13 protein-coding genes are annotated in these 14,121 nt (G+C 63.3%); 4 read left to right on the top strand and 9 right to left on the bottom strand.

Annotated elements, in window-relative coordinates:
* Nucleotides 1-5: 5 nt before the first annotated feature.
* From BPRO_RS23395 to sucC, 4 genes are all read right to left on the bottom strand, one after another.
* The gene (locus BPRO_RS23395; RefSeq protein ID WP_011485548.1) at nt 6-791 is read right to left on the bottom strand and encodes a Stp1/IreP family PP2C-type Ser/Thr phosphatase; all 786 of its coding nucleotides are present in this window, start codon (nt 789-791) and stop codon (nt 6-8) included.
* Between the two features lie 655 nt (nt 792-1,446).
* The gene (locus tag BPRO_RS23400; protein ID WP_011485550.1) at nt 1,447-2,148 is read right to left on the bottom strand and encodes a TerC family protein; all 702 of its coding nucleotides are present in this window, start codon (nt 2,146-2,148) and stop codon (nt 1,447-1,449) included.
* Between the two features lie 159 nt (nt 2,149-2,307).
* Nucleotides 2,308-3,201 carry a succinate--CoA ligase subunit alpha gene (sucD, locus tag BPRO_RS23405; RefSeq protein WP_011485551.1) on the bottom strand — a complete coding sequence of 298 codons (894 nt, stop codon included), beginning with the start codon at nt 3,199-3,201 and terminating at the stop codon, nt 2,308-2,310.
* A 114-nt stretch (nt 3,202-3,315) separates the two neighbouring features.
* Nucleotides 3,316-4,476: an ADP-forming succinate--CoA ligase subunit beta gene (gene sucC / locus BPRO_RS23410; RefSeq protein ID WP_011485552.1), complete on the bottom strand. Its 1,161-nt coding sequence runs from the start codon at nt 4,474-4,476 to the stop codon at nt 3,316-3,318.
* A gap of 232 nt (nt 4,477-4,708) precedes the next feature.
* On the opposite strand from sucC, the gene argC reads away from it, so the two are divergent.
* Nucleotides 4,709-5,629 (top strand): N-acetyl-gamma-glutamyl-phosphate reductase, encoded by a 921-nt coding sequence (argC, locus tag BPRO_RS23415; RefSeq protein ID WP_041389041.1) that lies wholly within the window; start codon nt 4,709-4,711, stop codon nt 5,627-5,629.
* 295 nt (nt 5,630-5,924) lie between these two features.
* On the opposite strand, the gene recX is transcribed toward argC, so the two are convergent.
* Together recX and recA are read right to left on the bottom strand one after the other, a co-directional pair.
* Complete coding sequence (gene recX, locus BPRO_RS23420; RefSeq protein WP_011485554.1) at nt 5,925-6,398, bottom strand: recombination regulator RecX; 474 nt, start codon at nt 6,396-6,398, stop codon at nt 5,925-5,927.
* A 124-nt stretch (nt 6,399-6,522) separates the two neighbouring features.
* A complete protein-coding gene (recA, locus tag BPRO_RS23425) occupies nt 6,523-7,656 on the bottom strand; it encodes a recombinase RecA (RefSeq protein ID WP_011485555.1) in 1,134 nt (377 codons plus the stop codon).
* A gap of 183 nt (nt 7,657-7,839) precedes the next feature.
* On the opposite strand from recA, the gene BPRO_RS23430 reads away from it, so the two are divergent.
* The 3 genes from BPRO_RS23430 to BPRO_RS23440 all read left to right on the top strand — a co-directional run bounded on the left by BPRO_RS23430 (nt 7,840) and on the right by BPRO_RS23440 (nt 10,963).
* Nucleotides 7,840-8,346: a MarR family winged helix-turn-helix transcriptional regulator gene (locus BPRO_RS23430; protein WP_011485556.1), complete on the top strand. Its 507-nt coding sequence runs from the start codon at nt 7,840-7,842 to the stop codon at nt 8,344-8,346.
* A 261-nt stretch (nt 8,347-8,607) separates the two neighbouring features.
* Complete coding sequence (locus tag BPRO_RS23435; RefSeq protein ID WP_011485557.1) at nt 8,608-9,279, top strand: response regulator; 672 nt, start codon at nt 8,608-8,610, stop codon at nt 9,277-9,279.
* A 238-nt stretch (nt 9,280-9,517) separates the two neighbouring features.
* Nucleotides 9,518-10,963: a sensor histidine kinase gene (locus BPRO_RS23440; RefSeq protein ID WP_041390196.1), complete on the top strand. Its 1,446-nt coding sequence runs from the start codon at nt 9,518-9,520 to the stop codon at nt 10,961-10,963.
* 29 nt (nt 10,964-10,992) lie between these two features.
* Here the strand turns inward: BPRO_RS23440 and BPRO_RS23445 are convergent, their stop codons facing one another.
* From BPRO_RS23445 to phnY, 3 genes are all read right to left on the bottom strand, one after another.
* A complete protein-coding gene (locus BPRO_RS23445) occupies nt 10,993-11,850 on the bottom strand; it encodes a DMT family transporter (protein WP_011485559.1) in 858 nt (285 codons plus the stop codon).
* The gene (locus BPRO_RS23450; RefSeq protein WP_011485560.1) at nt 11,840-12,409 is read right to left on the bottom strand and encodes a phosphonate degradation HD-domain oxygenase; all 570 of its coding nucleotides are present in this window, start codon (nt 12,407-12,409) and stop codon (nt 11,840-11,842) included. The genes BPRO_RS23445 and BPRO_RS23450 overlap by 11 nt, the downstream gene beginning before the upstream one ends.
* A gap of 212 nt (nt 12,410-12,621) precedes the next feature.
* Nucleotides 12,622-14,043 (bottom strand): phosphonoacetaldehyde dehydrogenase, encoded by a 1,422-nt coding sequence (gene phnY / locus BPRO_RS23455; RefSeq protein ID WP_049764166.1) that lies wholly within the window; start codon nt 14,041-14,043, stop codon nt 12,622-12,624.
* Nucleotides 14,044-14,121: the final 78 nt, after the last annotated feature.

Raw genomic sequence — 14,121 nt, forward strand, 5'->3', positions numbered from 1 at the left:
CCGTTTCATTTTCCCAGTATTCTGGACAGAAGACCGCGCTTGGCCGAGTCTTCTTTCGCGTGCGCCAGCACGACTGAAATATTATCGCGCCCGCCACCTTCATTGGCCGCGACCACCAGTTGCCTGGCCTTGTGCTCCAGCGTTCCGGCGCCGAGCAGGATGGCAGCGATGGCTTCATCAGCCACCATGTCCGACAGGCCATCCGAGCACATCAGGTAAGTGTCGTCGGCCTCCACGCGGAACTCGTTGACATCAACCAAAACCGTGTCTTCAACGCCAAGGGCGCGTGTGACCAGGTTCTTGTTCAACGAAGTAAGGGCCTGCTCCGGGGTGATCAGGCCGGCGTCAAGCTGCTCCTGCAGCAGGGAGTGATCCTTGGTGAGTTGCCGGAGCTCCCGGCCACGCAAGCGATAGCAGCGCGAATCGCCAATATGTCCCAGCATCAGGCGGCTGTCCTGAAAAACACCCACCACCAGCGTCGTGCCCATGCCGGTGTATTGCGGGTTGGAGTTGGCGGCATTAAAAATCGAGTGGTTCGCATTCTCCACGCAAATCTCCATGGCCCGGCGTACTTCCTTGGCATTGGCGTAACGGCCGGCCTGGGACAGCCAGCGCCCCATCTCGGACTTGATGAAGGCTGCAGCCATGCCGCTGGCAATTTCACCGGCGTTATAGCCACCCATCCCGTCGGCCAGGATACAAAGCCCCGTCAGGGCATCCACGGCCACGGCATCTTCATTGTTGTCCCGCGTCAAACCTGGGTCTGTTTGAGTACAAATCTCGTAAATCATCTTTTTCGTGTTATCGCTTGGAATTTCAGTCGTCAGCGCAAGCCGGGGTAGCGGATATTTTCAGATCCCTGCACGGGCGTGGACCGTCATAACCTGGACTTGCATCATAGGCCCTTGACCCCCAGACCACGGTCGCAACCAGCAAAGAGCGGATGACGGAGTATGAAATTGGGTCACGGTCACCCCTTGTCAGGCCAGCCATTGGCCCGGTAGCGGCGGGCACCGGCCAACCAGGCACGCAAGAAAGGCAGCAGACACCCGGCCCGAGCCCACCCATCCGGCAATGCCAATGATGGCATCCCTTGCCGGAGGATTGGGCCGCCTCCCATTGCTTGCCCTGATTTGCCGTTGATAGACATAGCCCGCTTTTATCGCTTGTTCTTTGCGCGCCTGCAGATTCCCACCAACCAACTGTATCAGCCAGCTTACAAGTCGCCCTGAAGCTGACATTAACAGACGGGGTGCGGCCGGACAAGGCACTTTTACACGCCAGCGGCACTTACTGTTGCAAATTGGTGTTTTTTGGCAAGGCGCGACAGCGCGGCCATTCGCGGCGCAAGTGGCGGGAGATCCGCCACGCCGGCTATTTGAGGGCCGATTGACAAGCCCCCGACCCGTCAGCTGAACAGCGAACGGGCCAGGTCATCCCCTGAACTCAGGTGGCAGAGTGCTTGCTTTGCTGGCGCTTGGTCAGGTAAGTCCCCAGCGCCACGACCAGGATAGCCCCGAGGATGCCGCCAAACGTCACCATTTGCTCGCCGACGGCGCCAAATTGGGCCGTGACAGCCGGATCGGTCAGCAGCATCTCACCTGCCAGGAATCCCAGCAGTGCCGCACCAATGGTGATGATGATCGGAAAGCGCTCCATGACCTTGGTCAGCAGCGTCGCGCCGAAAATAATCAGCGGAATGCTCACCAGCAGGCCCAGTACCAGCAACGGCAGGTTGCCCTTGGCGGCTGCGGCCACGGCCAGCACGTTGTCCAGGCTCATCACCAGGTCGGCAATCAGGATGGTACGGATGGCGGCCATCATGCCGTTGATTTCATGGCCCGCACCGTCTTCGTCTTCCTCGCCCTTGAGCAGGTCCACGCCAATGTAGACCAGCAGGACGGCGCCAATCATCTTCAGGTAGGGCAGGGTCAGCAACTGGATGGCAACAATCGTCAGGACGATACGCATCACGATGGCTGCGGCACTGCCCCAGAAAATGGCTTTGCTGCGCTGATGCGGCTCCAGCGTCCTGGCTGCCATGGCGATCACCACAGCGTTGTCGCCCGACAGGACAATGTTGGCAATCATGATGGAGCCGAAGGCGCTCCAGAAAAGAGGGGAAGCTAAGTCGAGGCCGAAAAACATGGGATCTCCTGTTATGAATTAAAAAAGCGCCTGGAAAGCGCTTTTTTGTTTTTGTGAGTCTAAGCCCCATTGGGGCTTACCACGATGCGTATTACTGCTTACGCGCTTGACCGTGGTCAAGTTTCCCGAATCGAGTTGGGCGTAAACAGCTTGCCAGCCCTAGAGCAGCGCCTTGAGCAGCTTGGCCATCTCGGAAGGATTGCGCGTCACCGTGAAGCCGCACTCTTCCATGATGGCCAGCTTGGCGTCGGCCGTGTCGGCGCCACCGGAGATCAGCGCACCTGCATGGCCCATGCGTTTGCCGGCCGGTGCCGTCACACCAGCGATGAAGCCGACGATGGGCTTTTTCATGTTGGCCTTGCACCAGACAGCCGCTTCGGCTTCATCGGGGCCACCAATCTCGCCAATCATGATGACGGCATCGGTGTCAGGGTCGTCGTTGAAGGCTTTCATCACGTCGATGTGCTTCAGGCCATTGATCGGGTCGCCACCAATGCCGACAGCGCTGGACTGGCCCAGGCCGATTTCGGTCAGCTGTGCCACGGCTTCATAGGTCAGCGTGCCGGAGCGGCTGACCACGCCAATGCGGCCCTTGCGGTGGATGTGGCCGGGCATGATGCCGATCTTGATCTCTTCGGGTGTGATGAGACCCGGGCAGTTGGGGCCCAGCAGCAGCGTCCGCTTGCCGCCAGCGGCTTCCTTGGCCTTCATGCGGTTGCGCACTTCCAGCATGTCCCGCACGGGAATGCCTTCGGTGATGCAGATCGCCAGATCGAGGTTGGCTTCCACGGCTTCCCAGATGGCGGCTGCCGCGCCGGCGGGCGGCACATAAATCACCGACACCGTCGCACCGGTGGCCTGGGCGGCTTCGGTGACGTTGGCATAAATCGGGATGCCTTCGAAGTCTTCGCCGGCTTTCTTCGGGTTCACGCCAGCGACGAAGCACTCTTTGCCGTTGGCGTAGTCGCGGCACATGCGGGTGTGGAACTGCCCGGTCTTGCCGGTGATGCCTTGCGTGATGACTTTGGTGTGTTGGTTGATGTAAATGCTCATGCTGTCCTCACAAGGTGAATGCTATTGTCAAGTGACCGCAGCGGAACCGGCTTTGCCGGGCCGCATGTGGTCGCCCCCTTGAAGGGGGAGCGCCAAAGGCGCTTCGGGGGTGGTTCATTTGACGGCGGCGACGATTTTGGTCGCGGCTTCGGCCATGGTGTCTGCGGCAATGATGGGCAGACCGGAGTCGGCCAGCATTTTCTTGCCCAGGTCTTCGTTGGTGCCCTTCATGCGCACGACCAGCGGAACCGACAGGTTCACGGCCTTGCAGGCGGTGATGACGCCGTCGGCGATGGTGTCGCACTTCATGATGCCGCCGAAGATATTGACCAGGATGCCCTTGACCTCGGGGTTCTTCAGCATGATCTTGAAGGCTTCGGTGACTTTCTCGGCGGTGGCGCCGCCGCCCACGTCCAGGAAGTTGGCCGGCTCGCCGCCGAACAGCTTGATGGTGTCCATGGTGGCCATGGCCAGACCGGCGCCATTGACCAGGCAGCCGATGTTGCCGTCCAGGCTGATGTAGGCCAGGTCGAACTTGCTGGCTTCAACTTCGGCAGGATCTTCCTCGTCCAGGTCGCGGTAGGCCACGATTTCAGGGTGGCGGAACAGCGCGTTGGCGTCGAAGTTGAACTTCGCGTCCAGGGCCATGATTTCGCCCTTGCTGTTGCGGTTCAGGGGGTTGATTTCAACCAGCGACGCGTCGGTCTCCATGTAACACTTGTAGAGCTTTTGCAGGACGTCGACGGTCTGCGCCACGGAGTCGGCAGGCATGCCGATGCCGGCGGCGACTTCCTTCGCCTGGGCGTCTGTCATGCCGACCAGCGGGTCGACAAACACCTTGATGATTTTTTCAGGGTTGGAATGGGCCACCTCTTCGATATCCATGCCGCCTTCGCTGGAAGCGATGAAAGCCACCTTTTGCGACTCGCGGTCGGTCACGGCCGACACGTAGTATTCCTTCTGGATATCGGCGCCGTCTTCAATATAGAGGCGGCGGACTTTCTGGCCTTCAGGGCCGGTCTGGTGGGTTTTCAGCTGCATGCCGAGGATTTCACCGGCAATGCGCTTGACGTCGTCGATGGTTTTGGCAACCTTCACGCCGCCGCCCTTGCCGCGGCCTCCCGCATGGATCTGCGCCTTGACCACCCAGACCGGGCCGCCGAGCTTTTGTGCGGCTTCGACCGCTTCCTGCACGGTGAACGCAGGAATTCCCCGCGGCACTGGCACACCAAAATTGCGCAAGATTTCCTTGCCTTGGTACTCGTGAATTTTCATGAAAAACCTTCAGAATTCAGTAAAAGAGGAGTGCAACAGGAATTTGGAAAGAGACTGTTGAAAATAGGAAACAGGCCCCAAAACGCCATGTTAGCGGTCACTGCAGGCAGCAATATGGAACTGTATCATGCTGCGATGCACAATCATTGTGCGGTTCCTACTTAGCAATTTAGACCCCGACAGGCGCTCCCGGGCAGTCACCGGTAACCCGTCCGTCCCCCTGAAAGTTCTTATGCCCAAAGTTTTTATTGATGGAGAAGCCGGCACCACCGGCCTGCAAATCCGCGAACGGCTGCAAGCCATGCCCCAAATCGAACTGGTCAGCATCGCACCCGAACTGCGCAAGGATGCGGCGGCCAAGCGCGACCTGATGGCACAGGTGGACCTGGTGATCCTGTGCCTGCACGACGACGCGGCACGCGAATCAGTGGCCATGATAGACGCACTGCCAGGCAATGGAGGCAAAAAACCCAAGATCATCGACGCCTCCACCGCCCACCGCACCACGCCAGGCTGGGTCTATGGCTTTCCGGAACTCACCGCCGCACAGCGCGCCGCCGTGGTGGCGGCGGATCGCGTCGGCAACCCGGGGTGCTACGCGACCGGCGCGATTGCATTGATCCGGCCGCTGGTGGATGCCGGCCTGATCCCGGCCGACTTCCCCCTGAGCCTTCCCTCGGTGAGCGGCTATTCCGGCGGCGGACGGCAGATGATCGAGGCTTATGAGGCCGGCACTGCGCCTTTGTTCGAGGTGTACGGTCTGGGCCTGGAACACAAGCACCTGCCTGAAATCATGAAATACACCGGCCTGTCGCGCCGCCCGGTGTTCATCCCGTCGGTTGGCAACTTCAAGCAAGGCATGCTGGTGCAGCTGCCGCTGCACCTCGACCTGCTGCCCGGCAAACCAACGGCCGCGCAGTTGCACGACGTGCTGGCCCGGCATTACGCCGGCAGCGAATGGGTCTCGGTAGAGGCCGCGCCCGCCTCGGGCAAGCTGGATGCGCTGGCGCTCAATGACACCAACAAGATGGAGTTGCGCGTGTTCGGCAATGAAACCTATCGCCATGCGGTGCTGATTGCGCGACTGGACAACCTCGGCAAGGGCGCCTCCGGCGCGGCGGTACAAAACCTCAAGCTGATGCTGGGGATATAGAGCCCCCACGCTTTTCACTGCGTGTAATGCGCTGCCCCCCGAGGGGGCGCTGCGCCTGCGGTCTGGCAAAGCCAGTCCCGCGGCCCCGGCTGGAGGGGGATGGCCCCACGTTCGCTCACTGAACTCCGTTCGTCCTGAGCCTGTCGAAGGATGCCCCCGAGGGGGCGCTCTGCGCCTGCGGCCCCGGCCGGGGGGCAGAGAGAGTCTCACGTTTGCTATTAATTCAGTAGCTGCTTACCCTCGTGTTGATTGGGCTAGCTCATTTTTTCTTATCGGGTAGGGGTTCAAGGGCGCCTTAGTCCTCGTCCGCCTGCGACACCACGCGGCGAATGACCTCGCCGCCAAAGCCCCGCGCCGCCAGAAAGCGCATCTGCTTGGCTCGCCCGGCCGCGTCGGGCGCCGGCCCCTCAAACTTTTTGCGCCAGATGTCGCGGGCGCGCTCCAGCTCGCTGCCTTTGAGGCTGTCCATCGCCCCGGCCACCACCTCCGCGCCCAGCCCCTTGTTCAGCAGCTCGTGGCGTATGCGTGCCGCGCCGTAGCGGCTGGCGCGCCGGTTGATCACCGACTCGACCACCCGCGCTTCGCTGATGAAGTCTTTGGCCTGCAGGTCATCGAGGACCTGAGCCAGCTGGCCCGGCGTTTCTTCGTGGGGTGCCAGCTTGCGTTCCAGCTCGGCCCGCGAATGCTCGCGGGCCGCCAGCAAGCGCAGGGCGCGGCCCTTGAGCGACAGCTTGAAGCCCGCCGGGGCCACCGGTTTGGCTGAAGTCATGGGTCGGTGTCAGCAGGCGCAGCGCACAGGTGCCGCCGGGGGAGGGCGTCGACTTGCTACTATTTTCATAGCAACCAACCCCTTTCTCTTAAGATTCCGGGCGTGATTTTGTCCAGGTCCCGGGTCAGGCTGCGGCTTTGGCGGGTTTTTCGGACTTTTCGACCTTGGCAGCCTTGTCCGATTTTTCGCCCGTCTCGGCGGCCACGGCGATCAGCGGCACGCCCAGCGACTCGCGCACCTTGTTTTCGATTTCAATCGCGAGATCAGGGTTCTCCTTGAGGAATTCGCGCGAGTTGTCGCGGCCCTGGCCGATTTTTTCGCCGTTGAAGGCATACCAGGCGCCGGCTTTTTCGACGATGTGGCCGGCCACACCCAGGTCCAGGACCTCGCCCAGGCGGCTGATGCCTTCGCCATACAGGATGTCAAACTCCGCCGTCTTGAAGGGCGACGCCACCTTGTTCTTGACCACCTTGACCCGGGTTTCGTTGCCGATCACCTCCTCGCCCTTCTTGATGGAGCCGATGCGGCGGATGTCCAGGCGCACCGAGGCGTAGAACTTCAGCGCATTGCCGCCGGTGGTGGTTTCGGGCGAGCCAAACATCACACCGATCTTCATGCGGATCTGGTTGATGAAGATCACCATGCAGTTGGCCTTCTTGATGGTGGCGGTGAGCTTGCGCAACGCCTGGCTCATCAGGCGGGCCTGCAGGCCGGGCAGCGAATCACCCATTTCGCCTTCCAGTTCGGCCTTGGGCGTGAGCGCCGCCACCGAGTCGACCACGATCAGGTCCACCGCGCCGGAGCGGGTCAGCGAATCAACGATTTCCAGCGCCTGCTCGCCGGTGTCGGGCTGGCTGATCAGCAGGTCCTGCAGGTTGACGCCCAGCTTTTGCGCATACTGGATGTCCAGCGCGTGCTCGGCGTCGACGAAGGCGCAGGTGCCGCCCAGTTTTTGCATTTCGGCAATCACCTGCAGGGTCAGCGTGGTTTTGCCCGACGACTCCGGGCCGTAAATCTCCACCACCCGGCCGCGCGGCAGGCCGCCAACGCCCAGCGCAATGTCCAGGCCCAGCGAGCCGGTGGAGACCACCTGGATGTCCTCGATCACCTCGCCGGCACCCAGCTTCATGATGGTGCCCTTGCCAAACTGCTTCTCAATCTGGGCCAGCGCAGCCTGCAGGGCCTTGGCTTTTTCGGTGTTCAGGGCGGCGGTTTGCACAGGGTTTTGGGCGGGATTCAGCTTGCTGGTCAGTTCCATGAAAACTCCTTGAAAATCAACGATTTAAAACAATTCAAACTCTTTGCAGGGTTTCCAGTCGTCTCTGCTTTTAATCACAGCGCTGGATGCATGATCAGTACTTTATGGGCGCTATAAAAATAAGTAAACCCTATTTTTAGTCAGTTTGCCTGATTAACTGCCGCCCTGCGCTACCATCTCCGGATGCCCAACATGGATGCCCAGGCGATGACCAGCCCGCTTGGCGTTGCCGAACCTGGCTGGCGCCTCACCCACCTGGGGCGCCTCCTGGGCCACGCCCTGCGCCGATTTGACGAACGCGTGCTGTCCCTGATGGCCAGCAATGCGGACGTGCCGCTGGCCCTGTCCAACCTGGCGGCGCGCGACCAGGTGGGCGCAGCCCATATCCACATCACCCGGCACCTCGCCGTCGGCGGCTCGCGCCTGACAGACCTGGCGCTGAGCGCCGGCATGAGCAAACAGGCCATGGGCGACCTGGTCGACCAGTGCGAGGCCTGGGGACTGGTCACGCGCCAGCCCGATCCCCATGACAAACGGGCGCGCCGCGTGGTGTTCACCGAATCCGGCCTGCTCTGGCTGGATGCCTTCCAGCGCGCGGTGCGTCAGACCGAAGAGGAGTTCCGGCAGGCGGTGGGGGCCGATGTGGCGACGGTGGTGGCGCTGGGACTGGAGGCGTATGCGGGGGCGTGAGCGCCAAGCAGCGAATATCTGGAGTCAAGCTTTCCGCCGGACCGTACACACCAGCAGGGGCCGCGGAACCGGCTTTGCCGGGCCGCAGGCGCAGCGCCCCCTCGGGGGGCAGAGAGTTACACGCAGTGAACGAACGTGGGGGCTCTAACGTGGGGGCTCTATTTCGTAAGCAAACCCCTGACCGCAAAAGCCTAGAATTTGATAGAGAACAAAAAAATACCGTCTGCTGGCCCTGCCGCGGGCCAATATCTGGAGACAGCCATGCGTATTCTGATTGCCGAAGACGACCAGGTTCTGGCCGATGGCCTGTTGCGCACCCTGCGCGCGTCAGGCGCCGCGGCGGACCATGTAGCGAGCGGCACCGAGGCCGATGCCGCATTGCTCACCAACACGGAATTTGATTTGCTGATTCTCGACCTGGGCCTGCCGCGCATGCACGGGCTGGAAGTGCTGAAAAGGCTGCGCGCGCGCGGCTCGGCACTGCCGGTGCTGATACTCACCGCGGCCGACAGCGTGGAAGAACGCGTCAAGGGCCTGGACTACGGCGCGGACGACTACATGGCCAAACCGTTCTCGCTGCAGGAGCTCGAAGCGCGCGTGCGCGCCCTGATACGCCGCGGCATGGGCGGCGCCAGCAGCACCATCAAGCACGGGCCGCTGGTCTATGACCAGGCCGGGCGGGTCGCCACCATTGACGGCCAGATGCTGGAGCTGTCGGCGCGCGAGCTGGGCCTGCTCGAAGTGCTGCTGCAGCGCGCCGGCCGCCTGGTGAGCAAGGACCAGCTGGTCGAGCGCCTGTGCGAGTGGGGCGAGGAAGTCAGCAACAACGCCATCGAGGTCTATATCCACCGTCTGCGCAAGAAGATTGAAAAGGGGCCGATACGCATTGCGACGGTGCGCGGGCTGGGGTACTGCCTTGAAAAAATCCCGTGAATGTAGCCCCCACGCTTGCCACTTCGTGTGCTGCGCTGCCCCCCGAGGGGGCGCTGCGCCTGCGGCCCGGCAAAGCCGGTTCCGCGGCCCTGACTTGCAGGCCCATACTTATCCAACCGCGCGAATCCGCCTTCGCAAGCTCAAGCCGCAGGGCCGGCTTTGCCGGACTGCAGGCGGGCGGCCCCCTCGGGGGGCAGGAAGCTACACGCAGTGAGCGACCGTGGGGGCCCATTTGGCCCTGAGACTCTTCCAGCGCGAGCGGCGCAGCCTGTTTGGCGAGATCCTCGACTGGATGCTCACGCCGCTGCTGCTGCTGTGGCCGATCAGCCTGGCGCTGACCTGGCTGGTGGCGCAAAACATTGCCGGCAAGCCTTTTGACCGCGCGCTGGAATACAACGTGCAGGCGCTGGCCAAGCTGGTGGTGGTCAAGAACAACCAGGTGCAGTTCAACCTGACCGGGCCCGCACGCGAAATCTTGCGCGCCGATGACACCGACCTGGTGTATTACCAGGTGCTCGGAACGCACGGCGAATACCTGAGCGGCGAACACGATTTGCCGCTGCCGCCGGACGATGACAAGGCCATTGACGGCGAGGTGCGGCTGCGCGAGGGCTTCATTCAGGGCGAAGAGGTGCGTGTGGCCTACACCTGGATCAAGGTGGATGTGCAGGGCACCAGCAACACCGTGTTGGTTCAGGTCGCCGAAACGCTGGAAAAACGCAAAACCCTGGCCACCGAAATCGTCAAGGGCACGATGGTGCCGCAGTTCGTGACCCTGCCGCTGGCCGTGCTGCTGGTGTGGCTGGCGCTGGTACGCGGCATCAAGCCGCTGGCGCAGCTTGAAAAGCGCATCCGCGCGCGCAAGTCCGACGACATGAGCCCGCTCGACGAAACCGCTGTGCCGGAGGAGGTGGCGCCGCTGGTGTCCTCCATCAACGATTTGCTGAGCCGGCTCAAGGTCTCGCTCACCACGCAAAAACGCTTTCTGGCCGACGCAGCGCACCAGCTGAAAACGCCGCTGGCGGGCCTGCGCATGCAGGCCGACCTGGCGCAGCGCGAAACCGATACCGACGAGCTCAAAAAATCGCTCAAGCACATCGGCCGCGCCAGCATACGCGCCACCCACACCGTCAACCAGCTGCTGGCGCTGGCGCGCGCCGAGACCACCGGCCGCAGCCTGGCCAAGCAGCATGTGGACCTGGTGCTCATCGTCTCGGAAGTCATGGCCGACTCGGTACCGCGCGCACTGGAAAAGCAGATCGACCTCGGCTACGACGGCCCGCCCGCCGGCGAGCCCTCCTTCCAGCTCGAAGGCAACCCGACGCTGCTCAAGGAGCTGGTGCGTAACCTGCTGGACAACGCCATCAACTACACGCCCGAGAAAGGCCAGGTCACGGTGCGGCTGATGACCGACCGCTTCAGCGGCGTGCGGGTGCTGCTGGTGGAAGACTCGGGGCCCGGCATTCCGGAATCGGAACGCGAGCTGGTGTTCCAGCCCTTCTACCGCGCGCTTGGCACCAACGTGGATGGCTCGGGCCTCGGGCTGGCGATCGTGCTGGAGATCGCCAAGCAGCATGACGCCACCATCACCATTGAGGACGCGGCGCTCCCAGGCCACCCGCAGTCACCGGGCACGCGCGTCGCCGTGCGCTTTGTCGGCATGGACCTGCCCGAGGCCGGCTGACCAGTCGCCGGTAACCGGTGTGCGACTTGTCAGGCCAGCCGTATCGCCATCACGCCACCCACAATGACGCAGGTGCCGAGCAGCCGGCGCAGCGTGAACGCCTCCTTCAGCAGCCAGGTGCCCAGCAGCACGGCGAACAGCACCGAGGTTTCGCGCAAGGCCGCAACGGTGGCCACCGGCGCCCGCGTCATGGCCCACAGCGCAATGCCGTACGAGCCCAGCGAGGCCAGGGCGCCGACTGTGGCCAGCGGCCAGCGCTGCAGCGCATAGTGCCCCATGGCCCGGCCGCGCCGCGCCAGCATCAGGAGGCCAAACGGCCAGCCGTCCAGCAGGAACAGCGTCGCCACATACTGCAGGGCATTGCCCGAAGCGCGCACGCCCAGTGCATCGACCACCGTGTAAATGGCAATGATGACCGCGTTGGCGAGCGCAAACCCGACCGCCTTGCGCGCATGCAGCGCGTGCCGGCTCAGGCCCAGCACCAGCACGCCGCAGCAGATGCCGAGGATGCCGGCCCAGGCCAGCGGTGACAGGGTCTCGCCCAGCGTGAAGGTGGCCGACAGGGCCACCAGCAAGGGGGCCACGCCGCGCATCAGCGGGTAGGTCAGGCCCAGGTCGCCATGGTGGTAGGCCTGCGTGGTGGCGATGTAGTAGCCGATATGAATCACCACCGAGGCGGCGATGAACGGCCAGGCTTCCGGGCGCGGCCATCCCGCCAGCGCGACCAGCGGCACGGCCAGCACGGAGCCGATCAGGTGGATCACCGCCATGTCCAGCGCCTTGTCTGCGCTGGATTTGACCAGGGCGTTCCATCCGGCGTGTAGCAGGGCGCCGAACAACACGGCGCCCAGCACTGGCCAGGTCAGCGCCAGGATGTCAGAGGGCAACAGCGGGCCTTGATGGGGAAAGGGCACAGCGCTGCGCGCGCGCGAGGAAATGCGTCAACGGCGGGGTAATTCTGCTGGCGTCCTTCGCCAGGTCGTCCCAGAGGCGCAGCTTCGCCGCATCCACAGCGCCGGGCTGCTCAATGAAGCGCGCGGCTTCTTCGGCCGAGAAAATCCCCCCTTGCAGCAGCAGGCTGCGCTTGGAGTCCGCCGAGAGGCTGGCATGGTAGCCGGGGCGGGTGGCGCACAGGTAGCGCTTGGCGTCCACATGCAGCTTGATGGCGTCCAGCACCTCGTCGGGGAACAGGCCGCGCAGGAAGGGAAGGGCGCGGTACTGGTGCACGTCGTCCACGCCGCGCAGCGAAGGCGTCTCGCCGAGGTCGTGCAGCAAATGCCCCAGGTCGTGCAGCAGGGCGGCGGTCACCAGCGCGTCGCTGGCGCCTTCGGCCTCGCCGAGTGCAGCGGTCTGCAGCGCGTGCTGCAGCTGCGTGACCGGCTCGCCGCTGTACTGCTCGCCGCCGCGCTCGGCGAAGAGGTGTTCAATGTCGTCAAAGCTCAGCACACTGACTCCTCGTAGTGTGGATAAGGAAAGAAGCAAGCCAGTGGCCGCCGCGGAACCGGCTTAGCCGGGCCGCTGGTGGCCGCCCTTGGGGCTGAGGGCCGCGGCGCCAAGCCTGCCTTCGCAGGCTTGGACGGCCTCGAAGAGCTTCGGCCTCTGGCCGTTGCACGGGGCGCCGAAGGCGCTTCGGGGAGAGCGTCATGTTCGGAGAACTTTTACCCACTCCATGGGAGCGAATAAGTTTTCAGGTTGGTAAAACTCTTGATCGCTTCCTGCACGCCTTCCTTGTAGCCCAGCCCCGAGTCCTTGATGCCGCCGAAAGGGGTGAGTTCGAGCCGGTAGCCCGGCACTTCGCGGACATTGACCGTGCCCACCTGCAGTTCACTCACAAAGCGCGTGATGTAGTCCATGCGGTTGGTGCAGACCGCGCTCGACAGGCCGTAGGCGGTGCCGTTGGAGATCTGTATCGCTTCATCGATGTTTTTGAAGCGGATCACCGGCGACACCGGGCCAAAGGTTTCTTCCCGGGCCACCGTCATCTGCGGCAGGACATGGTCCAGCAGCGTGGGCGAATACAGCGCGCCGCGGCGCTGGTTGCCGGCCAGCAGCTTGGCGCCCTGCGCCACCGCCTCGTTGACGCGCGACTCGAACAGCATGGCGGCGGCCTCATCAATCACCGTGCCCATGTCGTTGGCCCGGTCGGTGGGGTCGCCGTATTTCCAGGCCAGGGTCTTGGCCAGCACCTGTTCCACAAACTGGCCGGCCACGGCCTCGTGCACCAACAGGCGTTTGATGGCCGTGCAGCGCTGGCCCGAGTTCTTGTACGAGCCCTGCACCGCCAGCGTGGACGCTTCGTCGATGTCGGCATCTTCCATCACGATGATCGGGTCGTTGCCGCCCAGCTCCAGCACCACGCGGCGGTAGCCGGCTTTGGACGCTATGTATTTGCCAATGGCCACGCCGCCGGTGAAGGTCACCAGGTCGACCAGCGGGTTCGTGATCAGCTCGTCGGCGATTTCGCGCGGGTCGCCGGTGACCACGCTGAGCATCTCGGGCGGCAGGCCGGCCTCGTACAGGATGTCGGCAAACAGGATGGCCGAGAAGGGCACTTTTTCGGAGGGTTTCAGCACCATGCGGTTGTTGCTCGCGATGCTGGGCACCACCTTGTGCGCCACCTGGTTCATCGGGTGGTTGAAGGGCGTGATGGCGGTGATGACGCCCAGCAGCGGCGAACGCTGCGTGTACACGCGGCGCTTCCTGCCGTGCGGCGTCAGGTCGCAGCTGAAAATCTGCCCGTCGTCCCGGAGCGCTTCGCTGGCGCCGAACAGCAGCACGTCGCTCACGCGCCCGGCTTCGTGCATCGAGTCCTTCAGGCACAGCCCGGACTCGGCGGTGATGAGATTCGCGACCTCATCCAGCCGCGACTGGATGATGGCTGCTGCACGGTTGAGAATCGCAGCGCGTTCGTAGCGGGTGAGTTGGGGCTTGTAGGCATGCGCCCTGGCGAAGGTCTCCCGCACCTCTTCGAGCGTGGCCTTGGGTACCGTACCGATCAGCGCTTCGGTGTAGGGGTTGAAGACCTGGATCGCGCGCTCGCCGCTCCGCTCGGCGCCGAGCTTGCGGCCGGCCAGGCGCATGGCATTGAGCTGGTGGTCTTGTACATATTCGCTTGTCACGCGGCACCCTTCGGTCTTTCTCCCTCTCCCTCTGGGAGA

The sequence above is a fragment of the Polaromonas sp. JS666 genome (assembly GCF_000013865.1).
GTDB lineage: Bacteria > Pseudomonadota > Gammaproteobacteria > Burkholderiales > Burkholderiaceae_C > Polaromonas.